At 50.6% G+C, this 26,662-nt stretch carries 25 protein-coding genes and 2 tRNA genes; 13 read left to right on the top strand and 14 right to left on the bottom strand.

Features of this window, described 5'->3' with window-relative positions; translation table 11 throughout:
- Position 1 precedes the first annotated feature (1 nt).
- Positions 2-75 (bottom strand) — tRNA-Met (locus tag FQ015_RS00405).
- Between the two features lie 33 nt (positions 76-108).
- A tRNA-Met gene (locus FQ015_RS00400) sits at positions 109-185 on the bottom strand.
- Positions 186-393: 208 nt separating this feature from the next.
- On the opposite strand from FQ015_RS00400, the gene mltA reads away from it, so the two are divergent.
- Complete coding sequence (gene mltA, locus FQ015_RS00395) at positions 394-1,491, top strand: murein transglycosylase A (protein ID WP_000678652.1); 1,098 nt, start codon at positions 394-396, stop codon at positions 1,489-1,491.
- A 76-nt stretch (positions 1,492-1,567) separates the two neighbouring features.
- A complete protein-coding gene (tcdA, locus tag FQ015_RS00390; RefSeq protein WP_105271799.1) occupies positions 1,568-2,374 on the top strand; it encodes a tRNA cyclic N6-threonylcarbamoyladenosine(37) synthase TcdA in 807 nt (268 codons plus the stop codon).
- Positions 2,375-2,424: 50 nt separating this feature from the next.
- Here tcdA and csdE read toward each other — a convergent pair whose 3' ends face one another.
- On the bottom strand, positions 2,425-2,868 hold the full coding sequence (gene csdE / locus FQ015_RS00385; protein ID WP_032303708.1) for a cysteine desulfurase sulfur acceptor subunit CsdE: 444 nt from the start codon (positions 2,866-2,868) through the stop codon (positions 2,425-2,427).
- A complete protein-coding gene (gene csdA, locus FQ015_RS00380; protein WP_115738194.1) occupies positions 2,868-4,073 on the bottom strand; it encodes a cysteine desulfurase CsdA in 1,206 nt (401 codons plus the stop codon). The genes csdE and csdA overlap by 1 nt, the downstream gene beginning before the upstream one ends.
- 191 nt (positions 4,074-4,264) lie before the next feature.
- Here csdA and FQ015_RS00375 point away from each other — a divergent pair, with 191 nt between their 5' ends.
- The 4 genes from FQ015_RS00375 (at position 4,265) to rlmM (ending at position 7,267) form a co-directional block, all read left to right on the top strand.
- Positions 4,265-4,492: a YgdI/YgdR family lipoprotein gene (locus tag FQ015_RS00375; protein ID WP_000750398.1), complete on the top strand. Its 228-nt coding sequence runs from the start codon at positions 4,265-4,267 to the stop codon at positions 4,490-4,492.
- Positions 4,493-4,842: 350 nt separating this feature from the next.
- Complete coding sequence (gcvA, locus tag FQ015_RS00370; RefSeq protein ID WP_000044394.1) at positions 4,843-5,760, top strand: glycine cleavage system transcriptional regulator GcvA; 918 nt, start codon at positions 4,843-4,845, stop codon at positions 5,758-5,760.
- Between the two features lie 18 nt (positions 5,761-5,778).
- Positions 5,779-6,174 (top strand): DUF423 domain-containing protein, encoded by a 396-nt coding sequence (locus tag FQ015_RS00365; protein WP_000203905.1) that lies wholly within the window; start codon positions 5,779-5,781, stop codon positions 6,172-6,174.
- Positions 6,167-7,267, top strand: coding sequence for a 23S rRNA (cytidine(2498)-2'-O)-methyltransferase RlmM (rlmM, locus tag FQ015_RS00360; RefSeq protein WP_001045520.1), 1,101 nt, complete (start codon positions 6,167-6,169; stop codon positions 7,265-7,267). The genes FQ015_RS00365 and rlmM overlap by 8 nt, the downstream gene beginning before the upstream one ends.
- Positions 7,268-7,310: 43 nt before the next feature.
- Here the strand turns inward: rlmM and fucR are convergent, their stop codons facing one another.
- From fucR to fucP, 5 genes are all read right to left on the bottom strand, one after another.
- Positions 7,311-8,042, bottom strand: coding sequence for an L-fucose operon activator (gene fucR, locus FQ015_RS00355; RefSeq protein ID WP_001308912.1), 732 nt, complete (start codon positions 8,040-8,042; stop codon positions 7,311-7,313).
- A gap of 57 nt (positions 8,043-8,099) precedes the next feature.
- Positions 8,100-8,522 carry an L-fucose mutarotase gene (fucU, locus tag FQ015_RS00350; RefSeq protein ID WP_000920840.1) on the bottom strand — a complete coding sequence of 141 codons (423 nt, stop codon included), beginning with the start codon at positions 8,520-8,522 and terminating at the stop codon, positions 8,100-8,102.
- A 1-nt stretch (position 8,523) separates the two neighbouring features.
- Positions 8,524-9,942 (bottom strand): L-fuculokinase, encoded by a 1,419-nt coding sequence (gene fucK / locus FQ015_RS00345; RefSeq protein WP_105276677.1) that lies wholly within the window; start codon positions 9,940-9,942, stop codon positions 8,524-8,526.
- Positions 9,943-10,050: 108 nt separating this feature from the next.
- Positions 10,051-11,826 carry an L-fucose isomerase gene (gene fucI, locus FQ015_RS00340; protein WP_000724148.1) on the bottom strand — a complete coding sequence of 592 codons (1,776 nt, stop codon included), beginning with the start codon at positions 11,824-11,826 and terminating at the stop codon, positions 10,051-10,053.
- A 32-nt stretch (positions 11,827-11,858) separates the two neighbouring features.
- The gene (gene fucP, locus FQ015_RS00335; protein WP_000528603.1) at positions 11,859-13,175 is read right to left on the bottom strand and encodes an L-fucose:H+ symporter permease; all 1,317 of its coding nucleotides are present in this window, start codon (positions 13,173-13,175) and stop codon (positions 11,859-11,861) included.
- 546 nt (positions 13,176-13,721) lie between these two features.
- Here fucP and fucA point away from each other — a divergent pair.
- Complete coding sequence (fucA, locus tag FQ015_RS00330) at positions 13,722-14,369, top strand: L-fuculose-phosphate aldolase (RefSeq protein ID WP_000440775.1); 648 nt, start codon at positions 13,722-13,724, stop codon at positions 14,367-14,369.
- Positions 14,370-14,396: 27 nt separating this feature from the next.
- Positions 14,397-15,545 carry a lactaldehyde reductase gene (fucO, locus tag FQ015_RS00325; RefSeq protein ID WP_160523564.1) on the top strand — a complete coding sequence of 383 codons (1,149 nt, stop codon included), beginning with the start codon at positions 14,397-14,399 and terminating at the stop codon, positions 15,543-15,545.
- A 54-nt stretch (positions 15,546-15,599) separates the two neighbouring features.
- On the opposite strand, the gene xni is transcribed toward fucO, so the two are convergent.
- The 5 genes from xni to queF all read right to left on the bottom strand — a co-directional run bounded on the left by xni (position 15,600) and on the right by queF (position 22,062).
- Positions 15,600-16,355, bottom strand: coding sequence for a flap endonuclease Xni (gene xni / locus FQ015_RS00320; protein WP_039021094.1), 756 nt, complete (start codon positions 16,353-16,355; stop codon positions 15,600-15,602).
- 111 nt (positions 16,356-16,466) lie between these two features.
- Positions 16,467-17,834, bottom strand: coding sequence for an L-serine ammonia-lyase II (gene sdaB / locus FQ015_RS00315; RefSeq protein WP_000626401.1), 1,368 nt, complete (start codon positions 17,832-17,834; stop codon positions 16,467-16,469).
- 57 nt (positions 17,835-17,891) lie between these two features.
- The gene (gene sdaC / locus FQ015_RS00310; RefSeq protein WP_000450486.1) at positions 17,892-19,181 is read right to left on the bottom strand and encodes an HAAAP family serine/threonine permease SdaC; all 1,290 of its coding nucleotides are present in this window, start codon (positions 19,179-19,181) and stop codon (positions 17,892-17,894) included.
- Between the two features lie 556 nt (positions 19,182-19,737).
- Positions 19,738-21,102 carry a nucleotide 5'-monophosphate nucleosidase PpnN gene (gene ppnN / locus FQ015_RS00305; protein ID WP_160523561.1) on the bottom strand — a complete coding sequence of 455 codons (1,365 nt, stop codon included), beginning with the start codon at positions 21,100-21,102 and terminating at the stop codon, positions 19,738-19,740.
- Between the two features lie 111 nt (positions 21,103-21,213).
- Complete coding sequence (gene queF / locus FQ015_RS00300) at positions 21,214-22,062, bottom strand: NADPH-dependent 7-cyano-7-deazaguanine reductase QueF (protein WP_160523560.1); 849 nt, start codon at positions 22,060-22,062, stop codon at positions 21,214-21,216.
- A gap of 67 nt (positions 22,063-22,129) precedes the next feature.
- Between queF and syd the strand changes: the two genes are divergently transcribed.
- The 5 genes from syd to gudP all read left to right on the top strand — a co-directional run bounded on the left by syd (position 22,130) and on the right by gudP (position 26,662).
- The gene (gene syd, locus FQ015_RS00295) at positions 22,130-22,675 is read left to right on the top strand and encodes a SecY-interacting protein (protein ID WP_103253752.1); all 546 of its coding nucleotides are present in this window, start codon (positions 22,130-22,132) and stop codon (positions 22,673-22,675) included.
- 621 nt (positions 22,676-23,296) lie between these two features.
- Positions 23,297-23,626, top strand: coding sequence for a YqcC family protein (locus tag FQ015_RS00290; protein ID WP_000206981.1), 330 nt, complete (start codon positions 23,297-23,299; stop codon positions 23,624-23,626).
- Positions 23,626-24,408 (top strand): tRNA pseudouridine(65) synthase TruC, encoded by a 783-nt coding sequence (gene truC, locus FQ015_RS00285; RefSeq protein ID WP_000889771.1) that lies wholly within the window; start codon positions 23,626-23,628, stop codon positions 24,406-24,408. Before FQ015_RS00290 ends, truC begins: the two co-directional genes overlap by 1 nt.
- 17 nt (positions 24,409-24,425) lie before the next feature.
- Positions 24,426-24,875 (top strand): flavodoxin, encoded by a 450-nt coding sequence (locus FQ015_RS00280; protein ID WP_039021098.1) that lies wholly within the window; start codon positions 24,426-24,428, stop codon positions 24,873-24,875.
- A 434-nt stretch (positions 24,876-25,309) separates the two neighbouring features.
- Entirely contained in the window at positions 25,310-26,662 is a 1,353-nt protein-coding gene (gudP, locus tag FQ015_RS00275; RefSeq protein WP_000097082.1) for a galactarate/glucarate/glycerate transporter GudP, read from the top strand.

Genomic DNA, 26,662 nt, shown 5'->3' with positions numbered 1-26,662 from the left:
GTTGCGGGGGCCGGATTTGAACCGACGACCTTCGGGTTATGAGCCCGACGAGCTACCAGGCTGCTCCACCCCGCGTCACCGTACTGCTTTACTTCATCAAATTTTAATTGGTTGCGGGGGCCGGATTTGAACCGACGACCTTCGGGTTATGAGCCCGACGAGCTACCAGGCTGCTCCACCCCGCGTCCGTGGATGCGCACTATACTCCGCTCGCGTTTTCATGCAACCTTTTTTTTACCCAGATCACGGATTTGGTATGATTTTGAGCAAAAACAAATCACTAAAGCCTGTTTTTTGTGCAAAATTTGCGTCAGGGAGAGGCTGCTCATTTCATTAAACGCGGCGGTTTGTTATCTTCATTGCGCCTTATTTTTTAAACTGAAGAAGAGAACAATGAAAGGACGTTGGGTAAAGTACCTTCTTATGGGCACGGTTGTGGCAATGCTTGCCGCCTGCTCTTCCAAACCAACCGATCGCGGACAGCAATATAAAGACGGGAAATTTACCCAGCCTTTCTCTCTGGTAAACCAGCCAGATGCCGTTGGCGCGCCAATTAACGCCGGTGATTTTGCCGAGCAAATTAACCATATCCGTACTTCGTCACCGCGTCTGTATGGCAACCAGAGTAATGTTTATAATGCGGTGCAGGAGTGGCTACGCGCAGGCGGTGATACCCGCAATATGCGTCAGTTCGGCATTGACGCCTGGCAGATGGAAGGTGCCGACAACTATGGCAACGTGCAGTTTACGGGCTATTACACGCCTGTCATTCAGGCGCGCCATACCCGTCAGGGCGAGTTCCAGTATCCTATTTACCGTATGCCGCCAAAACGTGGTCGTCTGCCGTCTCGTGCTGAGATCTACGCGGGAGCATTGAGCGATAAATACATCCTCGCTTACAGCAACTCTCTGATGGATAACTTCATTATGGATGTGCAGGGTAGCGGGTATATCGACTTTGGTGATGGCAGTCCGCTTAACTTTTTCAGCTATGCAGGGAAAAACGGTCATGCCTATCGCAGCATCGGTAAGGTGCTGATTGACCGTGGCGAAGTGAAAAAAGAAGATATGTCGATGCAGGCGATTCGTCACTGGGGTGAAACACACAGTGAAGCCGAGGTTCGCGAGCTGCTGGAACAGAACCCGTCTTTCGTCTTCTTTAAACCGCAATCTTTTGCTCCGGTGAAAGGGGCAAGTGCGGTGCCGCTGGTTGGTCGCGCTTCAGTTGCGTCCGATCGTTCCATTATCCCGCCTGGTACAACCTTACTGGCAGAAGTGCCGCTGCTGGATAATAACGGCAAATTTAACGGTCAGTACGAACTGCGGCTGATGGTGGCGCTGGATGTCGGTGGTGCAATCAAAGGCCAACACTTCGATATTTATCAAGGTATCGGGCCGGAAGCCGGACACCGCGCAGGTTGGTACAACCACTATGGACGTGTTTGGGTGCTGAAAACCGCCCCGGGCGCAGGTAACGTCTTTAGCGGCTGATGTGTTATTCTGTATACCGTTTTGACGGATACGACAGGGTGAGGGATAACCTCGCCCTTTTTAATTCTGAGGTGCTATGTCTGTGGTAATTAGTGATGCATGGCGTCAGCGTTTTGGTGGCACTGCGCGTCTGTATGGTGAAAAAGCGTTGCAACTGTTTGCTGATGCGCATATTTGTGTGGTCGGTATCGGTGGCGTTGGTTCCTGGGCGGCGGAAGCGTTGGCGCGCACGGGTATTGGCGCAATCACACTTATCGATATGGATGATGTGTGCGTCACTAATACCAATCGGCAAATTCACGCGCTGCGAGATAACGTCGGGCTGGCCAAAGCGGAAGTCATGGCCGAACGTATTCGCCAGATTAACCCGGAGTGCCGTGTAACGGTGGTGGATGACTTCGTGACGCCGGATAACGTAGCGCAATATATGAGTGCCGGTTATTCGTACGTGATTGATGCCATTGATAGTGTGCGACCCAAGGCGGCGCTGATTGCTTATTGTCGTCGCAATAAAATCCCTCTGGTCACGACTGGTGGTGCTGGTGGGCAGATTGATCCGACGCAGATTCAGGTTACCGATCTGGCTAAAACGATTCAGGACCCGCTGGCGGCGAAGTTGCGCGAGCGCCTGAAAAGCGATTTTGGCGTAGTGAAAAACAGCAAAGGTAAGCTCGGCGTGGATTGCGTGTTCTCTACCGAAGCGCTGGTGTACCCGCAGTCAGACGGTACGGTGTGCGCGATGAAAGCCACGGCAGAAGGGCCGAAGCGGATGGATTGTGCATCTGGATTTGGCGCGGCGACGATGGTGACCGCCACCTTTGGTTTTGTTGCGGTTTCTCATGCGTTGAGGAAGATGATGGCGAAAGCGGCGCGTCAGGGGTAAACAATCAGGTCGGATGCGACGTGAACGTCTTATCCGACCTGGTTTTGCGCTTAACCCTGCTTCGCCGCCGCGATAATCGCCTCACTTAACGCATTCAACCCCTGGCTGCGTGAGGCGCTAAGCTGCGCACGCAATCCCAGCTCATCAAACAATGCCAGCGGCGACTGAGCCTGCAATTCGGCGGCGGTTTTCCCCTCAACGGCAGTCAACAACACTGCCAGCAGGCCGCGCACAATGCGTCCTTCGCTGTCGCCAAAGAAATGCATCGTGCCGTTTTCAGCCACGGTATACCCCAGCCAGACGCGGTTTTCGCATCCGGCAATCTCTTTAGCCTGCGCTTTTAACTCGTCTGGCAAAGCAGGAAGCTGTTTCCCCAACATAATCAGCTGGCGATATTTGTCTTCCCATTGCGTCAGTGGCGCGAAAGTATCGCGTAACGTCTCTATGGTAACGGTTGTGCCGAACGGATGTCCGGCGAATTGCGGGTTTGTCATTAATCCACCAATAATTCCAGCGCGCGGTCAACGGCATTCACCAGCGCATCCACATCACTCTTTGTATTATATGGCGCAAAAGAGGCGCGCAGTGTGCCGGTTACGCCTAATTCTGCCAATAGCGGCTGAGCGCAATGCTGCCCGGCCCGCAGGGCAATGCCGTACTCCGCCAGCAGCGTCACCATATCGCTGTGATGAACGCCAGCAAAATCAAAGGCTAGCAGGCTGGAATCCTGGCTGCGGAATGAACGAAAGCCTGGACGTTTCGTCAGCGCATCTTCCGCCAGCGTTGCTAAGCTACGGCTCCAGCTTTCGGCCTGGTTGATATCGTAATCTGCCAGCCATTCCAGCGCCGCGCTTAATCCTATGACACCAGCGACATTTGGCGTTCCTGCTTCCAGTTTCCACGGCGCAGATTGAGTGATGAAGCCGTCAAAACTCACTTCGTGAACCATTTTGCCGCCGCCCAGCCAGGGCGACATTGCTTCCAGCAGTTCTGGTTTGCCGTAAAGTACGCCTATCCCTGTCGGGCCATACAGTTTGTGACCAGAGAAAGCGTAAAAATCAATATCCAGTTGCTGAACATCCGCGGGGAAATGCACCGCCCCCTGAGCACCATCAACCATCACCACCATCCCGGCTGAATGAGCAAAGGTAATCGCTCGTGCCAGATCCGGGCAACCGCCAGTGACGTTAGACATCTGGCCCAACGCCAGAATCCGACTATGGGGAGTAATCAGTTCAGGCAACAAATCGATATCTGGCAACCGCTGCGCATTAAGCGGCAATTTCACCACTTTGGCTCCGGTTTGTTGGGCGACCATCAGCCAGGGGACGAGGTTGGCGTGATGCTCTGCCACACTGACAATAATTTCATCGCCCGGTTGCAGACGCGGACGGGCATAGCATTGCGCCACCATGTTGATGGATTCAGTGGTGCCGCGCGTCCAGACGATAGTTTTGTCATCTGGTGCATTCAGTAATTGCGCCACTTTTTCCCGTGCAGCTTCGTAACGCGCGGTCAGGCGTTGGGCCTCGGCAAACTGGCTACGATGGACGTTTCCGGCGCTCAGGCTGTAAAACTGTCGGGTTGCTTCAACCACGGCTTCAGGTTTAAGCGCGGTCGCGGCACTGTCGAGATAGACGCCCGCATCCTGTAGCGCGGGAAACTGGGCGCGAAATTGCGCGGGATTAAAAACGTTCATGGTACTCCTCGGCTTGATGCACCGATCGTGACGCAAAATTCACTTTGATACAAGGAGAGTGCTAACCATCAGAATTATCTGGATATCCTGGCGAAGCCGCGTAAGTAACATATGCTAAATAGTGTTAGGCGTTAATTTTAGCCTGTTAATCAATACTATTAAGATTTATTAATCGCTTTAAGGAGAAGATGATGAAAAAGACTGCCGCAATTATTTCTGCCTGTATGCTGACTTTTGCCCTGAGCGCCTGTTCCGGTTCGAACTATGTGATGCACACCAATGACGGACGTACCATCGTCTCTGACGGCAAACCACAGACTGATAACGATACCGGTATGATTTCGTATAAAGACGCTAATGGCAACAAACAGCAGATCAACCGTACCGACGTGAAAGAGATGGTCGAACTGGATCAATAATTCGCGTTCGCAAGGTAAAAAAAAGCACCGCAATTAGGCGGTGCTACATTAATCACTATGGACAGACAGGGTAAATGTACAGGAAGTGAAAAAAGGTAGCTTTGCTACCATGGTCTGAATCGCAGACCAATTGCAAACACAACAACACAACATCACAACCGTAAGCCAAAAGTTCACCAGAACACGCATTCCGATAAAACTTTTCGTTCCGGCTCAGGAAGTGCCGCCACTATAGGTATTTGCTGGTAGAAGCTCAACGGACAATTTATAATGGCTCAGATTAAAAAAACTAATAGGTTACACAGAGTGATCTAATTGTTAAATTCATTTAACATCAAAGTTTAAAAGCCATGTCTAAACGATTACCACCGCTAAATGCCTTACGAGTTTTTGATGCCGCAGCACGCCATTTAAGTTTCACTCGCGCAGCAGAAGAGCTTTTTGTGACTCAGGCCGCAGTAAGTCATCAAATCAAGTCTCTTGAGGATTTTCTGGGGCTAAAACTGTTCCGCCGCCGTAATCGTTCACTCCTGCTGACCGAGGAAGGGCAAAGCTATTTCCTCGATATCAAAGAGATATTTTCGCAATTAACCGAAGCGACACGTAAACTCCAGGCCCGTAGCGCCAAGGGGGCGTTGACGGTCAGTTTACTCCCCAGTTTCGCCATTCATTGGTTGGTTCCACGACTTTCCAGCTTTAATTCAGCTTATCCGGGAATTGACGTTCGCATCCAGGCGGTTGATCGTCAGGAAGATAAGCTGGCGGATGATGTTGACGTGGCGATATTCTATGGTCGGGGCAACTGGCCGGGGCTACGGGTGGAAAAACTTTACGCCGAATATTTATTGCCGGTGTGTTCGCCGCTACTGCTGACAGGCGATAAACCCTTGAAGACCCCGGAAGACTTGGCTAAACATACGTTATTACATGATGCGTCTCGCCGTGACTGGCAGACATATACTCGCCAATTGGGGTTAAATCATATCAACGTTCAGCAAGGACCAATATTTAGTCATAGCGCCATGGTGCTGCAAGCGGCTATCCACGGGCAGGGAGTGGCGCTGGCGAATAACGTGATGGCGCAATCTGAAATTGAAGCCGGACGTCTTGTTTGCCCGTTTAATGATGTTCTGGTCAGTAAAAACGCTTTTTATCTGGTTTGTCATGACAGCCAGGCAGAACTGGGTAAAATAGCCGCCTTTCGCCAATGGATCCTGGCGAAAGCCGCTGCTGAACAAGAAAAATTCCGCTTTCGTTATGAACAATAATTTACGTAGGGTACGACCATGACCAGCCGTTTTATGCTGATTTTTGCCGCCATTAGCGGCTTCATTTTTGTGGCTCTGGGCGCTTTTGGCGCGCATGTGTTAAGTAAAACCATGGGGGCCGTTGAGATGGGCTGGATCCAGACCGGTCTCGAATACCAGGCGTTCCATACGCTGGCGATCTTAGGTCTGGCGGTGGCAATGCAGCGTCGCATCAGTATCTGGTTTTACTGGAGTAGCGTTTTCCTTGCGTTAGGCACGGTGCTGTTCAGCGGCAGCCTTTATTGCCTGGCGCTGTCCCATCTGCGTTTGTGGGCATTTGTCACACCGGTTGGCGGCGTGAGCTTCCTCGCGGGCTGGGCGTTAATGTTAGTTGGTGCTATCCGTTTAAAGCGCAAGGGCGTAAGTCATGAATAAGGTTGTATTGCTGTGCCGTCCGGGCTTTGAAAAAGAGTGCGCCGCAGAAATTACCGATAAAGCCGGCCAGCGGGAAATTTTCGGTTTTGCCCGCGTGAAAGAGAATGCGGGTTATGTCATTTATGAATGTTATCAACCTGATGATGGCGATAAGTTAATCCGTGAGCTGCCGTTCAGTTCATTAATTTTTGCCCGCCAGTGGTTTGTGGTGGGGGAACTCCTGCAGCATTTGCCGCCAGAAGATCGTATTACCCCCATTGTCGGCATGTTACAGGGCGTAGTAGAGAAGGGCGGTGAACTGCGTGTTGAAGTTGCCGATACCAACGAAAGCAAAGAGTTGCTGAAATTCTGCCGTAAATTCACCGTGCCGCTACGCGCTGCCTTGCGCGATGCCGGGGTGCTGGCGAACTATGAAACGCCGAAGCGTCCGGTTGTGCATGTATTCTTTATTGCACCAGGTTGCTGCTATACCGGTTACTCATACAGCAACAATAATTCGCCGTTCTATATGGGCATTCCGCGCCTGAAATTTCCGGCAGATGCGCCGAGTCGTTCCACGCTCAAACTGGAAGAGGCATTTCATGTGTTTATTCCGGCGGATGAGTGGGATGAACGTCTGGCGAACGGGATGTGGGCGGTGGATTTAGGTGCTTGCCCAGGCGGCTGGACCTACCAACTGGTGAAGCGCAACATGTGGGTATATTCCGTTGATAACGGCCCGATGGCACAAAGCCTGATGGATACCGGGCAGGTGACGTGGCTGCGGGAAGACGGTTTCAAATTCCGTCCGACACGCAGCAATATCTCCTGGATGGTATGCGATATGGTTGAAAAACCGGCGAAAGTTGCGGCATTGATGGCGCAGTGGCTGGTTAATGGCTGGTGCCGTGAAACCATTTTCAACCTCAAACTGCCGATGAAAAAACGCTACGAAGAAGTGTCACATAATCTGGCGTATATTCAGGCACAGCTTGATGAACATGGCATAAATGCTCAGATTCAGGCGCGACAGTTGTATCACGATCGTGAAGAAGTGACGGTGCATGTCCGCCGCATCTGGGCTGCGGTGGGTGGCCGTCGCGACGAGCGATAACTAACAAGGCCGGGGCGTCGTCTCCGGCCTGCTCCCATTTCTGTCAGGCTGTTACCAAAGAAGCCGCAACCTGGCGCTCATCAGAAATAATGTGCGTGACCTCATCCAGATGCCCGATGCGGGCTTCCCCTGAACGATTAAATTTACTTTTATCAATCAATAACAACGATTGCGCGGCACGTTTTAATAGCATCGATTTGTAATCAGCGTTGATGGCATTGGAGTCCCACAGTGCACCGCTGCTATCGATCCCTTCACAAGAAAAAATAAACAGATCGATTTCCAGCGATTTAAGTTGGGAAATCAGCGAGGGATTGACGTAACAGCCATATTTGCGCTCAAGTGTGCCGCCGGAACTGATCAGTTGAATGCGTTCACGTTTACCGAGTTCATGGCAAATCGGATGGCTATTGGTGAAGACCTGGATGTTGATGTCAGGCAACTGGCGTGCCAGATACCAGCAGGTTGAACTGGCGTCTAAGGCTATCACCATCCCTTCTTCAATCCACGCGAGCGCCTCGCGCGCGATATCTGCTTTATGCGCATAATGGCTTTTCAGCCGGATGTGAAAGGGATCGCCACTGTCTTGATTTTGACGGTGGATATATTTAGCGCGCCCATGATTGCGCAGAATTTTACCCTGCGTCTGTAATTCATTGAGATCGCGACGAATGGTTTCTTTACTGACCTTTAGCTGTTCAGAGAGCGCTTCCGTGGTCAGGCTGGTATGGTTCAGCAGCAGGTCGACTATCGCTTGCTGGCGTGCCGCTTTCATATTTTTCACCCCATCATTCGATAACCGCCCGCGTCATGCGGGCGTACCGGTATGAGATTACGGTGTTACCCCTTTTTTTAAAAGAATATTCCCGTACTTCGCTCGTTCGCCTGTGATAACGATCGCAAAGGCTTTTTGCGCCCGCTCATAAAACGCAAAACGATTGATGCGGATGATGTCAGGACAAGGGGCTTGTAGTGAAAGCGCATTACGATAACGTCGTTCTACTTCAGGATCGAGAGTGTCACCTTCTACCGCCGCCATCATCACCAGCGGCGGTGCATAACTGTCCAGTTCAAATAACGGGATTATCGCCTGGAGCAAGTCGCTCACCAACAGGCCATCAGCGCGGATCACCTGCGGTCCCATCGAATGGGCGGGAAAGTGAGCATCGGAAAAAATAATTTCATCTCCATGTCCCATCTCTGCCAGCACTTTCAATAGTTCGGGAGAAATTAACGGCGAAATTGTTTTCAGCATTTCACACTTCCTCTATAAATTCAGGTTCAGTTTGTGGGTAGAAATAACGGTACTGATAATGAATCTGCGCACGAGCTTCTTCCGGGCTGTTAAATTCCCCTACGCCATACCAACCGAACAGCGCAGCTCCTGCGACGGTCGTTTCGGCGTCGTCGAGAACTTTTACCGGAATATCAAGCATATTGGCTTTAATCTGATTCCACAATGTGTTGCGACTTCCTCCACCGACTAACAATAATTCAGAGGCTTTAAAGTGCCCGATTTTTTCCAGCATCTGTAGATTGCGCTGTAATTGCGCGGTTAACCCTTCCAGCGCCGCGCGATAGAAATGTCCGCGCGTGGTATTGAGCGTCACTCCTTGCCAGCCAGCGTTCTGACACGACAATAAATCACACTGCATTTTCACACCATCCGTACCCGGGGGGATCAGACGAGCTTCATCAATCAACATTTGCCAGGGCGTTTCAGTAGTCCAGAACAGTTTTCTCACCCATTCCAGCACGCCGGATGCCAGCCATTGCATACCGGGGTTATACAATCCTGCCTGGCTATCCAGTTCGCAGGTGGAACCGGCGTACTGACTTAGCAGTGAAGTATCAACCTGCGTACTGCGGACCATTAAAATTTCCCAGGTACCGGAAGAGAGTACGGGTTCATTTTGTTCGGCACCAGCACCAAAAAGGGCGAACTGGGTATCATGACCTGCAGAAATTACCGGTATGCCAACGGGTAAGCCGAGCATTGCTGCGGCGCTGTTCTGTAGCGTACCTATCTGTTCACCCGCTTCCACCAGACGAGGGAAGAGACGGCGTGGAATACCGGTGGCTTGTAAAATTTGCGGACTGAAATCGCGTTGCTGGATATCCAGCATCTGGCTGGTTCCGGCCATCGTGATATCAGTAGTGAATTCGCCGGTTAAACGGTGGTTAATCAGCGACGAAATAAAGAGCCAGGCGTGCGCGCGTTCCAGCAGTTGTGGATGATTTTCTTTCAACCAAACCAACTTATATAACGTATTGAAACTAAAGGCTCCGACGCCAGAAATAGCCTGCAACTGCTGTGCGGAGATCAACCGTTCAATATTGTCCATTACCGCTGCTGTTCGCGGACATTTCCAGCTAATGATCGGATAGAGCAGATTGCCTTGCTTATCTACCAGAGCGCCATCCACACCAAAGGTGGTGACGGCGATACCGCGGATGTGGCATTCAGTCAGTTCACTATTGATTTGCCGACAGCAATCAGCAAAGCGTTGCAAAATGGCGTCTAAAGACCACTGGTGCCAGGTGTTGTTTTCCATCGCGATATCGCTGGCATTAGGCGTTGAGGCGCGGGCAACAATTTTTCCCTGCCGATTAACCGCGATGGCCCTGACATTGGTTGCGCCACAGTCGAGTACCAGGATAACTTCTTGTTTCATAATCGCTCCTGCAATATAGCCGGATAACATTGCTTATCCGGCTAACCACTCTTGCTTGTTCAGGCCCGATAGCCGGAGCGACCGGGCATCACATCAGGGAGTAATGTATTAACGCTTGTACAACGGGCCGTAGTTCTGGCAAGCGCGGTAATCCTGGCCTTCAATATCCATGCCGTGCGCGGCCCAGGCAGAAGGACGATACACTTTGGTCTCTTCAACGTTGTGCATACATACCGGGATACGCAGCATGGAGGCGAGAGTGATAAAGTCTGCGCCAACGTGGCCGATGGTCAGAACCCCGTGGTTAGCGCCCCAGTTCGCCATTACCGAGTACACATCCGTAAACGGCCCTTTACCGGTGAGGCGCGGTGCAAACCAGGTGGTTGGCCAGGTTGAGTTGGTGCGTTTGTTGAGGATGTCATGCACATCCTTCGGTAACTCAACGCTCCAGCCTTCCGCGATTTGCAGTACCGGGCCCAGGCCTTTGATGATGTTGACACGGGTCATGGTGAACGGGACACCGCCTTCAGTAAGGAAGCGGGAAGAGTAACCACCGCCACGGAAATATTCGTGGATAGCCGGGCACCATTCGGTCGCGGCGAGGCAAGCGTCAGCCTCTTGCTGAGAGATTTCCCAGTGCGGCTTCATCGTCGGTTTACCTTCGCTGTCGCGTTGTTTACAGGATCCGTCCAGCGCAGCAGAACCGGAGTTGATCAAGTGGATGATGCCGTGTTCTGCCAGTCCGTCCAGTTTATGCCCCGTTACACGCTCAATTGCTTCTGGTGACCAGTAGGTACGGACATCGGCAAATACCTGAGCGGTACCGGTGAGCTGGTGGCCCATTAGCATTGCCACGCCGTTAAGACTGTCGTTTTCGGTCGCCACGACAAAGGGTTCACGCACGCCATTCCAGTCAAATGAACTGTTGAGGATCGCTTCGGCGGTGTCGCCATTTGGATATTGATCGGTCCAGTGACGTTGCCCCTGGAAGCCCGCAGCGATGGCGTTGTAGCCAAGTGATTCTTCCACGCGACCAATATCGGCCAGTTTGCTGTTGCCTTGCATCATGTCGCGGATACACATCGCCATCAGTAAACTTTCGCGTAGAACTGCGCGGCTTTGCTCGGCATTGCGTTGATACTGTTTGTTATTTTCATCTTCGCCATAGCGGAAGTTTTTATCAGCCCAGGCCAGCGCCATTTCCAGTTCTGCTTCGTCGTAAATCTTCTGATCAATACGGCGACGCAGTTCGGTCATATCCACCGCCTGGACTTTCATTCCCAGCCAGGATTCAAAGAAGTTGTGGTCAACGATGGAACCGGCGATCCCCATCGAAACGCCGCCCAGCGACAGATAGCTTTTACCTTTCATACTGGCGACTGCCAAACCGGCGCGGGCAAAGCGCAGCAGTTTTTCTTCAACGTCGGCAGGAATCGATGTGTCATCGGCATCCTGAACGTCATGACCGTAAATGGAGAATGCCGGGATACCTTTCTGACTGTGAGCTGCCAGAGCTGCGGCGAGGTAAACAGCGCCTGGGCGTTCAGTGCCGTTAAAGCCCCAAATGGCTTTCGGGCGGGTAGGGTCCATGTCAATGGTTTCACTGCCATAGCACCAGCAAGGCGTTACCGTAATGGTGAGGCCTACATTCTGGCTGCTGAATTTTTCTTCGCAAGCAGCAGCTTCAGCCATACCCGCGATACAGGTATCGGAAATGACACACTCGACGGCAGCTCCGCAAGCATGGCGCAGTTTCTCGGTCAGCAGTGCGGCCGTGGCTTTCGCCATATTCATTGTTTGTTCTTCAAGCGACTCACGAACACCCATGCGACGACCGTCAATAACCGGGCGGATACCAATTTTCGGTAAGCTGATTTTTTTCATTACAGATTCCTCACTTTATTCGGAAAATATGTTCAGTTAGTTGCCGTTTGAGAACGGAAACGGGCAAAGATAAAGATGACCGCGAAGCAGAGTGCGGGGATCAGTTCGGCTGTGGGGATGTTGCCCGCCGCGTCACTGACAAACCCCATGACCGGAGTGACAATACCGCCGCCAATAATGGTCATAACGATGAAGGACGAGCCGTATTTGGTGTCCTGGCCGAGATTCTTAATGCCCAGCGAGAAGATTGTTGGGTACTGAATCGACATAAAGGCGCTGCATAAAGTCAGGGCTATTAAACCCACATGACCGCCAGCGAAGGCTGAGATCAGGCACAGTGCCATAGCGATTAATGCGTAGGCTGCCAGGACTTTGTGTGGTGCGAAGCGACTGATGAGCCAGGTGCCGGTGAAACGACCAATAAAGAAGCACACCATGGTTCCGGTTAAATAGTTAGCGGCAAAGCCTGCGGTCATACCTGGAATTTCTTCTACAGCGTAGCGAATCAAATAGCTCCAGCAGGCCGTTTGTGCGCCGACATAGCAGAATTGCGCTAATACCGCCCAGCGCCAGTGACGAATACGCGCCAGACGAGAAAGCGATGCGGAGAACGATCCTTGTTTGGCGTCACTGTGATTATCACTCTGCAATGCCGGGAATTTCGTCAGCATGATCAGCAGGGCGACCAGTAACACGATAGCCACGATGATCATATAAGGTGTCTGTACCGATAATACCAGGCTGTGTTTATACGCACTCAATTGCTCTGGAGACATTTTATCGAGAACGTCTTGCGATTGATGTGGCACGTTAGACAAAATAAGACTTTGCCCAAAGACAACCGCGATAATTGCGCCAAACGAGTTAAATGTTTGCGCAAGATTTAAGCGGAAGTGACCACTGCTTTCCGGCCCTAATACCGTAACAAAAGGGTTTGCGGCAGTTTCCAGACAACCTAATCCGGCTGCAATAATAAATAGGCCAACTAAAAATAAGGTGTAGTTCATTATTTCTGCAGCGGGCCAGAATAATGCAGCGCCCAAGGCATATAAAAATAATCCGGTAATAATCCCTGCTTTATAACTGAGTTTTTTCATCAATATCCCGGCAGGGATTGGGATAATGAAATAACCAAAGTAAAAGGCCGATTGGATCAGACCTGCCTGAAAGTTTGTCAGCGTAAAAGCCTGCTGAAATTGAGGCAATAAAATGTCGTTAAGGTTATTGGCTACCGCCCAAAGAAAAAACAGTGAGCACAGCAGCGCGAATGGAATAATGTAACTTCTGCTTTGCCCTGCATCTTTATCTACCGCACGGTAACTCTGCGTTTGTATTGATGTGTTTCCCATAGCATCCTCTTAGGTTCAGAAGATTAAGCACGTAATCGGTTATGTTTTCAAAAGTGCAAAACCAGCGAGTTCGGGCTTCATATCAGTGAATATTTGCCTGTCAGAAATGAACTCATGGATTCATTTTCAAATAAAAAATGCTCTGTAATATGACGACGGTCACACTTATTAGCTGGGAGGTGACTTTATGTGACTACCATCACTTTAATAATCGAAATTTTATGCCCGTTTCAGAAAATAAATCATAAAAAACACAAACCAGATGACCGTATTAATTGTTTATGCCGAAAACGGGCATTTCTGGCGAGGGGAAATGGAAAAATGACCGTTTTGATAAATATTTTTAAGAGCGGTCATTTTTAACGGGGTTATAAAAAGAGAACTTGCAGTTATTTACTGTGATTAGTTGAGCCAGGTCACAAAATATAAGCTTGTGAATTTCTTTCCGGTTAATCAGGAAGAAGATGGTGGGTAATTAAACGGCTAATTCAATAGTGTGAAAGGAACAACATTATTGCCCTGTTTTGAATCAGAGAGAGGTAGCTAATGGAACGAAATAAACTTGCTCGTCAGATTATTGACACTTGCCTGGAAATGACCCGCCTGGGACTGAATCAGGGAACAGCGGGTAACGTCAGTGTACGTTATCAGGATGGGATGCTGATTACGCCTACAGGCATTCCGTATGAAAAACTGACGGAGTCGCATATTGTCTTTATTGATGGCAACGGTAAACATGAGGAAGGAAAGCTTCCCTCAAGCGAATGGCGTTTCCATATGGCGGCCTATCAAAGCAGACCGGATGCCAACGCGGTTGTTCACAATCATGCCGTTCATTGCACGGCAGTTTCCATTCTTAACCGACCTATCCCCGCTATTCACTACATGATTGCGGCGGCTGGCGGTAATTCTATTCCTTGCGCGCCTTATGCGACCTTTGGAACTCGGGAACTTTCTGAACATGTTGCGCTGGCTCTCAAAAACCGTAAGGCAACTTTGTTACAACATCATGGGCTTATCGCTTGTGAGGTGAATCTGGAGAAAGCGTTATGGCTGGCGCATGAAGTTGAAGTGCTGGCGCAGCTTTACCTGACGACCCTGGCGATTACGGACCCGGTGCCAGTGCTGAGCGATGAAGAGATTGCCGTAGTGCTGGAGAAATTCAAAACCTACGGGTTACGGATTGAAGAGTAATTTCGTAAAGCAAAAAGGAGCAGGATGATGGCTAACAGAATGATTCTGAACGAAACGGCATGGTTTGGTCGGGGAGCTGTTGGGGCCTTAACTGAGGAGGTGAAACGCCGTGGTTATCAGAAGGCGCTGATCGTCACCGATAAAACGCTGGTGCAATGCGGCGTGGTGGCGAAAGTGACCGATAAGATGGATGCTGCAGGGCTGGCATGGGCGATTTACGATGGTGTAGTGCCCAACCCGACAATTACTGTCGTCAAAGAAGGGCTTGGTGTATTCCAGAGTAGCGGTGCGGATTACCTGATCGCTATTGGTGGTGGTTCTCCACAGGACACGTGTAAAGCGATTGGCATCATCAGCAACAACCCGGAATTCGCCGATGTGCGCAGTCTGGAAGGGCTTTCCCCAACCAATAAACCCAGTGTACCGATTCTGGCAATCCCCACCACAGCAGGCACTGCGGCAGAAGTGACCATTAACTATGTGATCACTGACGAAGAAAAACGACGCAAGTTCGTTTGTGTTGATCCGCATGATATCCCGCAGGTGGCATTTATTGACGCTGACATGATGGATGGTATGCCGCCTGCGCTGAAAGCCGCGACGGGTGTCGATGCGCTCACTCATGCTATTGAGGGGTATATTACTCGTGGTGCGTGGGCGCTAACCGATGCGCTGCACATTAAAGCGATTGAAATTATTGCTGGGGCGCTACGAGGATCGGTTGCTGGTGATAAGGATGCCGGAGAAGAAATGGCGCTCGGGCAGTATGTTGCGGGTATGGGCTTCTCGAATGTTGGGTTAGGGCTGGTGCATGGTATGGCGCATCCGCTGGGCGCGTTTTACAACACGCCACACGGTGTTGCGAACGCCATCCTGTTACCGCATGTCATGCGCTATAACGCTGACTTTACCGGTGAGAAGTACCGCGATATTGCGCGTGTAATGGGCGTAAAAGTGGAAGGTTTGAGCCTGGAAGACGCGCGTAATGCCGCTGTTGAAGCGGTATTTGCTCTCAACCGTGATGTCGGTATTCCGCCACATTTGCGTGATGTTGGTGTACGCAAGGAAGACATTCCGGCACTGGCGCAGGCGGCACTGGATGATGTTTGTACCGGTGGCAACCCGCGTGAAGCAACGCTTGAGGATATTGTAGAGCTTTACCATACCGCCTGGTAATTGCGCTGATGTGACGATGCCGGATGCGACGTTTGCGCCGTATCCGGCACGCCGTTACCGTACCAACCGCAATTGCTGTAAATTGCCGTCGATATGCAAATCAGTCTGTAAGCGGGCAATATCGCGGCACAGAAATGCCATCTCTTTATGCATTTCTAATTTTTTGCGCCACTTTTCGGCAACCGCGTCCAGATTTTCATATATCCCTTCCAGGTTTTGATATTCGACCAGCAGCTGCGTAGCGCTTTTTGGCCCGATCCCCGCAACGCCCGGCACTTTTGAACTGCTGATCCCCGCCAGCCCCCAGTAATCGGGTAACTGCTGCGGTTGAACGCCAAATTCTTTATCAATAAATGGTGCATCCAGCCAACGTTTCTGGAAGTAATCACGAATACGTAATGTAGGTGAAAGTAACTGGCAGTAGCCTTTATCTGTCGAAACAATTGTTGCCTGATGCCCGGCCTGAGTTACTTTGACCGCCAGCGTGGCGGCTAAGTCATCGGCTTCGTTGCCGCTGGCTGACCAGCACGGGACGCCTCGTTGCTCAAAGGCGGCGCGTAATGCAGGCATTTCGTTGTGCAACTCTTCCGGCATTGGTGGTCGACCCGCTTTGTAATCTGGTAAACGCTGATGACGCCAGCCGCTACTGCGGTTTTCATCATCAAAAACGGCGACCGCGTGGGTTGGCTGGCTGTGCATAATGAGCTGATCGAGCGCGTGCTGGCAGGTTTCGACACAAGGCGACCCCTGAACGGCATGAATGCGACGGATAAGATTCAGTGCATCGACAATAAGCAAATGAACAGCCACGATAACCCCCTTAAAGATCAGGTGATAAGGGTAACATTCACTACTGGAAGAGGCTACGGCTGGATGAGAAAACGGGAAGAGGCCTCGCAAATCGAGGCCTCTGGAGAGCGATTAATCGCAGGCAACGATCTTCATCGCCAGGCCACCACGAGAGGTTTCGCGGTACTTGGCATTCATATCTTTACCTGTTTCGTACATGGTTTCGATAACTTTATCGAGGCAGACACGTGGTTCGCTGGTACGGCGTAGCGCCATACGTGCAGCGTTCACCGCTTTTACTGCCGCAATGGCGTTACGCTCAATGCACGGTACCTGAACTTGTCCAGCAACCGGGTCACAAGTCAGACCGAGGTTGTGTTCCATGGCGATTTCCGCCGCGATGCACACCTGCGCCGGGCTTGCGCCTAACAGTTCTGCCAGACCAGCTGCCGCCATAGAGCACGCCACGCCAACTTCACCCTGGCAACCCACTTCGGCACCAGAAATCGAGGCGTTCATCTTATAAAGAGAACCAATCGCGCTTGCTACCAGCAGGTAACGAGCCAGTGAGTTAGCGTTCACTTCGCGGATAAACTTGTCGTAGTACGCCAGCACTGCCGGGATAATCCCGCACGCACCGTTAGTCGGCGCAGTCACCACGCGACCGCCCGCAGCGTTCTCTTCGTTCACTGCCAGCGCAAACATGTTGATCCAGTCAACAACTGCCATCGGATCAGTGGTGGTTTTATCCTGGCTAACCAGCATCCGGCGCAGTGCCGCAGCGCGGCGTGGAACGCGCAGTTTGCCTGGCAACACGCCTTCGGTGGCAATACCGCGCTCAATACCGCCACGCATTACTTCCCAGACGTTCGCCAGGTGCTGTTCCAGTTCTTCTTTGCTGTGCAGCGCCAGCTCGTTTTTCATCATCAGACCAGAGAGTGACAGCCCGGTCTCCTGACAATGTTTTTGAAGATCGGCAGCGGAACTGTACGGATAAGGAACTTCAACCGGTGCGCTATCCTGCTGACCAAAATGTTCTTCATCAACGATAAAGCCACCGCCGATAGAGTAGTAAGTCTGACTGTAAACGACTTTATCGCCCGCCAGCGCGGTAATGCGCATGCCGTTTTCATGTAGAGAAAGGTTATCGGCATGGAAGTTCATGCACTGATCAACCGGGAACTCCACTTCATGCTGACCATTTGCCAGCATCAGGCGACCATGAGTATTCACATCCTGAATAAAACCAGGGATGGAATCGATATCCACGGTATCCGGCAGGTTACCCGCCAGGCCCATAATAATGGCGATATCAGTGTGGTGGCCTTTACCAGTCAGAGAGAGCGAGCCGTACACGTCAACCACCACGCGGGTCACGTCTTTAAGCAGGTTACGGGCAATCAGATCGTCGGTAAATTGTTTACCCGCTTTCATTGGTCCAACGGTATGAGAACTGGAAGGGCCAATGCCGATTTTGAAAATATCGAATACGCTAATCATAGGAAATACATCGCGTTAAAACGGAGGAAGCGCCGCCCGAAAGCGGCGCGAAAGGACTTAGCTGAACAGAGAGTAGAAGATTGCGGAGATTGCAATCAGACCCATCACGACAACGAATACGTTGCTGATGTGACCGCTGTACTTACGCATTGCCGGTACTTTCTGAATTGCGTACATCGGCATCAGGAACAGGATCATCGCGATGATTGGGCCGCCCAGGGTTTCAATCATACCCAGGATGCTCGGGTTCAGGGTGGCAACAATCCAGGTCGTTACCAGCATGAACAGCGCAGTGATACGGTTCAGCTTGTTGATTTCGATAGACTTACCTTTACCACGCAGAGATTTAATCACCATACCGTTGAAGCCTTCACGTGCGCCCAGGTAGTGGCCGAGGAAGGATTTGGTGATAGCGATAATCGCGATAATCGGAGCCATCCAAGCGATAACCGGTGCGTTAAAGTGGTTAGCCAGGTAAGACAGAATCGAGATGTTCTGCTCTTTAGCCGCAGCCAGGTCTGCCGGAGTCAGGCTCAGTACACAGCTGAAGACGAAGAACATTACGGTCAGCACCATCATGATGTGTGCGAATGCCAGGATCTTCGAGCATTTCTGTTCTGCCATATCGCCGTACTCTTCACGCTTCGCAACGGCGAAAGAAGAGATGATCGGAGAGTGGTTGAACGAGAACACCATGACCGGAATCGCCAGCCACAGGGTCATCCACAGACCGTTGCCGGTTGCCGATGCAGTGTCCAGAGACAGCGTTTCCAGTGCTGCGCCGTTCCACTGAGGGATCAGGTACAGAGCCAGCAGCATCAGTACGCCAACAAACGGGAATACCAGAATACTCATTGCCTTCACGATCATCTGCTCACCGAAGCGAACGATGGTCATCATACCCACGATCAGGATCAGCGACAGAATCGCACGCGGCGGTGGCGTCATACCCAGCTGGTGAGACATGAAGCTTTCAACTGTATTGGTGATTGCCACGCTATAAACCAGCAGGATCGGGTAGATAGCGAAGAAGTAGAGCAGGGTAATCAGTTTACCTGCGCCAATACCAAAGTGTTCTTCTACAACCTCGGTGATGTCTTCGCCCGGGTTTTTACCAGACAGTACGAAGCGAGTCAGGCCGCGGTGAGCAAAAAACGTCATCGGGAACGCAAGGATAGCCATGATGATCAGCGGGATCATACCGCCAACACCGGCGTTGATTGGCAGGAACAGCACGCCCGCGCCGATTGCCGTGCCGTAAAGGCCCAGCATCCACATGGTGTCTGTCTTGCGCCATGCACTACGTGAGTCTTTCGACACAATCGTGCTGGTTTGAGTCGTTTCCATCAATTTCTCCTGGAGGAATGCAAATAATTCAGCTTTTAGCCAGTTCAGCCCGGGAAGGTGCCTGACCGTAAAAATGAAATCTGTCTATCGGCGATGGCTTAATCATTTTCCGCCGTAATAATTTGAGGGCGGAAAGATACACACAAGTTATGTATCTATCAGTGATCTTGATCTCAAATACAATAATCTACTTGGAAGATAGATAATCTCAACGCTTTACTCTGTAAATCAAAAGTAAAAGAGAATTTAAGGGCAATATTTGCCCATTAAACGACATCTGACCTCTTCCGGGGCGCGCAATATATGTAGGTTGAGCTGAAAAAATCAATACTTTTAGTGAATAATGGGGATAATTTATTTTTCATAGCGATAAAATGTGGTTTGTGAAAATAGGGAAACGTTTGCGTTGCAATATAAATTGTATGACATATTAACTGTGATGATATTTATCGCGTGAGGACGGTAAGAAACATTTATATAACAAATGAAATGAATTGATGAGTAAGTAACCAAAAACGAGAAAACCCGGCAACAAATGTCACCGGGGAAGGGGAGATTACGTGCAGATTTCGTAGCAAGGGATGTAGGCTGAGCCTGGCAACTTCATACGATGCTGGGCAACAAAACCCTGTAGCAGGTCATCCATACGACGCATAATCTCTTTATCGCCGTTGATTTTGTAAGGACCAAACTCTTCAATAGCGCGAATACCGACTTCTTTTACGTTACCCGCCACAATACCGGAAAACGCACGGCGCAGGTCAGCAGCCAGCACTTCAACGGGTTGATCCGGGTAAAGCTTCAGATTAGCCATGTTCTCGTGAGACGGCTCAAACGGCATTTGCAGATCGGGCGCAATGCGCATTGACCAGTTAAAGCTGTAGGCATCGCCCGTATCGCGACGGTTTTCTTTCACCAGCGGCATCGATTTTTTCATCTGACGAGCGACTTCAGCGGCGTCATCAATGATGATGCGATAATGGCGTCGTGCGTTTTCTCCCAGCGTATGCACGACAAACTCGTCCAGTACGCGGAAATAGTCGGCGCTCTCTTTTGGCCCGGTGAGGATCAATGGTAAAACCTGATCTTTGTTGGCCGGATTCATTAAAATTCCCAGCAAATACAGCAACTCTTCTGCCGTACCCACACCGCCAGGGAAGATAATGATGCCGTGAGCGATACGAACAAACGCTTCCAGACGTTTTTCGATATCCGGCATGATGATTAATTCGTTAACCAGTGGGTTAGGTGGTTCAGCGGCGATAATCGACGGCTCAGTCATGCCAATAAAACGACTGTCTTTGTAACGCTGCTGAGCGTGACCCACTGCTGCACCTTTCATCGGCGCTTCCATCGCTCCCGGACCACAGCCGGTGCAGATATTCAGCTCACGAAGGCCCAGCTGGTTCCCTACGCGACGGGCATACAAATACTCGTTTTCGTTAATTGAGTGACCGCCCCAGCAGACCACCATATTTGGCGCTTCACCGACATGCAGTGCGCGAGCGTTACGCAAGATGGAAAAGACCAGGTTAGTGATGTGGACGGAGTTGTCGAGATTCAGGTTGGGAAAACGAACGGTGTTATGGATTTGCCCATAAACGAAGAGAATGTCACGCAGAACCGCGAACAAGTTGGCCTGCAAAGCGCGGATAATACGCCCATCGACAAAAGCCTCTTCCGGGGGATTAATCAGTTCCAGCTTTACGCCGCGTTCACGGCGCAGGACGTTAATATCGAAATTTTCAAAACGAGACAGCAATTCTTTGCTGTTATCGGTCAAACTACCGGAGTTCAGTACGGCAAGTGAACAGTTGCGAAACAGATGATAGAGGTCGCTGCTGGCGGTGCGTTTAAGCATATCCACTTCCAGCTGCGACAACATATCCATGGAGCCAAGCGGGCTAATATGTGTAATCAAGAAAAACTCCTTATGGGACGAATATCGTCATTCCCTTTGATTACAATAGCCCTGCCTGATGACCTTTCACAACCTTCTGCGTGAATCCAGCACGCAAAATTGAGAAAAAATTTATTGCCGAACCAGTCTTGTGGTCGATGGGACAAAATCGCTATTACTGCGCCACGGGTTAATGTCCAGACCGCCACGACGGGTATAACGTGCGTAAACGCTCAATCTCTCTGGCTGGCAGAAGTGTAACAGGTCATTAAAGATGCGTTCCACGCACTGTTCGTGGAACTCGTTGTGATGACGGAAAGAAACCAGGTAACGCAGCAGTTTTTCTCTGTCAATTTGGCGTCCACGATACTGAATTTGGATCGATCCCCAATCTGGTTGATGGGTGATCAGGCAATTTGATTTCAGCAGATGGCTGACGAGCGTCTCTTCTACTACTTTTTCGCCACTGGTGGCATTCTCCAGATAGTCAGTAGTGAATTCATAGTTATCGATAGTGATATCCTGGTCATCAATGCAAGTGCCATTGAAATGACCTATCGGTTGGCCTTCCAGTTCATCAAGACGATATAACGCCACGCTAACCTTACCCTGGGCGCAAGTGCTTAAGTCGCGCTCCAGCGTCTGGCGCACCTCATCCCAGTTATTAAAACGCGTCTGGTTAAAACTGTTGAGATAGAGCTTAAAACTCTTCGACTCAATCAGATTTACGCTGGTGTAATCAAGTTCAACATGACCGACGGCGACCTGCGGCAAACCTTTCGCATTCAGCCAGGAGAGTTCATACAGCGTCCAGATATCAGCGCCATGAAAAGGCAGGTTATCTGCTTTCAGGCCCAACGGGTCGCGATTCAGGCTGCGTGGAACGCCTTGCAGTAGGCTGGCGTCATAGATATCCCGGTAATCGGTTGATTTTCCAAGAGTCAGGCCCGCAAGTGCCTGATGGTTTGCATAAGAAGACATGTTTCACCGTCATAAACCAGATAAACTAAACGACAAGTGTATCTGGTTTAAGTGAAGAGAGAAATTAGTGGACGATTTGACCGCACAAGCCTTGAAAGATTTTACTGCACGCTACTGCGATGCGTGGCATGAAGAGCATAAAAGCTGGCCGTTAAGTGAGGAACTGTACGGCGTTCCTTCACCGTGCATTATTTCAACCACCGAAGACGCTGTATACTGGCAACCCCAGCCGTTTACCGGTGAACAAAATGTAAACGCGGTTGAACGTGCTTTTGATATTGTGATACAATCCACGGTTCATACTTTTTACACGACCCAGTTTGCCGGGGATATGCACGCGCAGTTTGGCGATATCAAACTGACATTGCTGCAAACCTGGAGTGAAGACGACTTCCGTCGGGTGCAGGAAAATCTGATTGGTCATCTGGTGACTCAGAAAAGGCTAAAACTGCCGCCCACGCTATTTATCGCGACGCTGGAAGAAGAGTTAGAGGTCATCTCGGTGTGTAATCTCTCCGGTGAAGTGTGCAAAGAGACGCTGGGAACACGCAAACGGACGCATTTAGCCTCAAATCTTGCGGAATTCCTTAATCAACTTAAGCCTCTTCTGTAATCCAAATACCCCATCTTGTTGTGAGAGATCTCTTACAGACTCTGTAGGAGATCGCCAGGAAATAAGCGAATACTTAAAAAGATAAGAATCGTTATTTTCATTTAAAATCAATATATTGCTTGTTAATTCTTAACTTTCATATGAAATTTTCCTTAAGGCATTGTCTGTAAGCGCCTTGTAAGACTTCGCGAAAAAGACGATTCTATCTTCGTCGACAGGGAGTCAGACAACGAAGTGAACATCAGGATGATGACACTTCTGAAGGACACACCAGGAGGGTGTTTCAGGGAAAGGCTTCTGGATGAAGCGAAGAGGATGACGCAGGACGCGTTAAAGGACACCTCCAGGATGGAGAATGAGAACCGGTCAGGATGATTCGGTGGGTCAGGAAGGCCAAGGACACTTCAGGATGAAGTATCACATCGGGGTGGTGTGAGCAGGAAGCAATAGTTCAGGATGAACGATTGGCCGCAAGGCCAGAGGAAAAGTTGTCAAGGATGAGCAGGGAGCAACAAAAGTAGCTGGAATGCTGCGAAACGAACCGGGAGCACTGTGAATACAGTGCTCCCTTTTTTTATTCCTGCTATCCTTCGCGGCAGTTTTTCTTATTGAGGTTGCTTTATGACCACTCATGACCGCGTTCGTCTCCAGTTGCAGGCGCTTGAAGCATTACTGCGTGAACATCAGCACTGGCGAAACGATGATCCTCAGCCGCATCAATTTAACAGTACCCAACCGTTCTTTATGGACACCATGGAACCACTGGAGTGGTTGCAGTGGGTGCTGATCCCGCGAATGCACGATTTGTTAGATAATAACCAGCCATTACCGGGCGCTTTTGCTGTTGCACCCTATTATGAAATGGCGCTGGCGACGGACCATCCGCAACGCGCGCTTATTCTGGCTGAGCTGGAAAAACTGGATGCTCTTTTTGCGGATGATGCGAGCTGATGCTGGAAATAATCTACCAGGATGAATGGCTGGTTGCGGTAAATAAACCCTCCGGCTGGCTGGTTCACCGCAGCTGGCTGGATCGCGACGAGAAAGTGGTGGTTATGCAAACCGTGCGTGACCAGATTGGTCAGCATGTATTTACCGCGCATCGGCTGGATCGACCGACGTCCGGCGTATTGCTGATGGGACTATCCAGCGAGGCCGGACGGCTGCTGGCACAACAGTTTGAACAGCACCAAATCCAGAAACGTTACCATGCGATTGTGCGCGGCTGGCTGATGGAAGAGGCTGTGCTGGATTATCCGCTGGTGGAAGAACTGGACAAAATCGCTGATAAATTCGCCCGCGAAGATAAAGGTCCACAGCCAGCGGTGACACATTATCGCGGTCTGGCGACCGTAGAAATGCCTGTAGCGACCGGACGTTACCCGACTACGCGCTACGGTCTGGTGGAACTGGAGCCGAAAACAGGACGCAAGCATCAGCTCCGTCGCCATCTTGCCCACTTGCGCCATCCGATTATTGGCGACAGCAAACATGGTGATTTACGCCAGAATCGTAGCGGTGCTGAACATTTTGGCCTTCAGCGGTTAATGCTGCATGCCAGTCAGTTGTCATTGACACATCCATTTACTGGCGAGCCGCTGACTATTCACGCGGGCCTGGACGACACCTGGATGCAGGCGTTATCACAATTTGGCTGGCGTGGTCTGCTTCCTGAAAATGAAAGGGTTGAGTTCAGCGCGCCATCGGGTCAGGATGGAGAGATAAGTTCCTAATCCAGGGAGAAAACGGTATGGCGGAAATTGGTATTTTTGTGGGCACCATGTACGGAAATTCACTGTTAGTGGCGGAAGAAGCGGAAGCAATTCTGACCGCGCAGGGCCACAAAGTAACGGTATTTGAAGATCCTGAATTAAGCGACTGGCTGCCCTATCAGGATAAGTTCGTTCTGGTGGTTACGTCCACGACCGGGCAGGGCGACCTTCCTGATAGCATTGTGCCGCTCTTTCAGGGAATTAAAGATACCCTGGGCTTCCAGCCGAATCTGCGTTATGGCGTGATTGCGCTCGGCGACAGTAGTTATGTGAATTTCTGCAATGGCGGCAAACAGTTCGATGCCTTGTTGCAGGAACAGAGTGCGCAGCGGATAGGGGAAATGCTGCTGGTTGACGCCAGTGAGAACCCGGAACCGGAAACGGAATCAAATCCGTGGGTCGAACAGTGGGGCACGCTGTTGTCCTGATACGTTCAGCGAGCGGTAAAGGCCATTTTAGCGGTGCTGAATCGAATCTTTTCAGGCAAATGCCAGTAAAAACTGCTTCATAGCGCGGATTTTTACTGGCGTTTGCCTGGAGTCAAGCGATCCATTTCATACTCTTCTTTATTTCTTCGTTTTAACCCTTCCTTTCTTGTTCTTGTTTTCATTTCCGTGAAGTGGATTCCACCGTCCAGGGCTAATGCCAAAATCGGGCCTCATTGAACGCATTAATGTTGTGTTGTTGCACGGTGAGCCGCTATGGCGCGCTTTTTATACTGTTATTGCCAGATATAAACACGCGCCGTATTCGGCGAACGACCTATAAAAACGGCAAAAAACACCCTACGTCACCTCTGATTTCCTGGCGATGTCGCAGTCCAGAGTGAGCGTGGCTAACGCGAATTTTCAGGAGTGCAACAATGAGTTCTTTAAGTCAGGCTGCGAGCAGTGTGGAAAAACGCACGAATGCTCGTTACTGGATAGTGGTGATGTTGTTTATCGTCACATCCTTCAACTACGGCGACCGCGCTACGCTCTCTATCGCCGGTTCGGAAATGGCAAAAGATATCGGCCTTGATCCAGTGGGAATGGGTTATGTGTTCTCAGCTTTCTCATGGGCTTATGTTATCGGGCAGATCCCTGGTGGCTGGTTGCTGGATCGTTTTGGTTCAAAACGCGTCTACTTCTGGTCGATCTTTATCTGGTCGATGTTTACCTTGCTGCAAGGCTTCGTCGATATCTTTAGTGGATTTGGCATTATCGTTGCCCTGTTTACGCTGCGCTTCCTGGTCGGGCTTGCTGAAGCGCCATCTTTCCCCGGTAACAGTCGCATTGTAGCGGCCTGGTTTCCGGCGCAGGAAAGGGGAACTGCAGTGTCTATTTTTAACTCCGCCCAATACTTCGCAACGGTGATCTTCGCGCCGATTATGGGCTGGCTGACTCATGAAGTGGGTTGGTCACATGTTTTCTTCTTCATGGGCGGTCTGGGCATTGTCATCAGCTTTATCTGGTTGAAAGTCATCCATGAGCCAAATCAACATCCGGGCGTAAATCAGAAAGAGCTGGAGTACATCGCCGCGGGTGGCGCGCTGATCAATATGGATCAGCAAAACACCAAAGTTAAAGTGCCGTTCAGCGTGAAGTGGGGGCAGATCAAACAGCTGCTCGGGTCACGGATGATGATCGGCGTTTATATCGGTCAGTACTGTATCAACGCCCTGACTTACTTCTTTATTACCTGGTTCCCGGTTTATCTGGTGCAGGCACGCGGGATGTCGATTCTGAAAGCGGGCTTTGTGGCTTCCGTTCCGGCGGTTTGCGGTTTTATCGGCGGTGTGCTGGGTGGGATTATTTCCGACTGGCTGATGCGCCGCACGGGATCGCTGAACATTGCGCGTAAAACACCGATCGTAATGGGCATGTTGCTGTCGATGGTGATGGTGTTCTGCAACTACGTCAACGTTGAGTGGATGATCATCGGCTTTATGGCGCTGGCCTTCTTCGGTAAGGGCATCGGGGCGCTGGGTTGGGCAGTAATGGCAGATACCGCGCCAAAAGAGATCAGCGGTCTTTCCGGTGGCCTGTTCAACATGTTCGGTAACATTTCTGGCATCGTCACGCCAATCGCAATTGGTTATATCGTTGGCACGACTGGCTCGTTTAATGGGGCGCTGATTTATGTTGGTGTTCATGCCTTAATCGCGGTACTGAGCTACCTGGTGCTGGTGGGCGATATCAAGCGTATCGAGTTGAAACCTGTTGCGGGGCAATAA

Source organism: Escherichia sp. HH26CH (assembly GCF_009820205.1).
GTDB lineage: Bacteria > Pseudomonadota > Gammaproteobacteria > Enterobacterales > Enterobacteriaceae > Escherichia > Escherichia coli_F.
The sequence above is the reverse complement of the archived record's forward strand: the minus strand, read 5'-3'. Positions and strand labels throughout refer to the sequence as shown.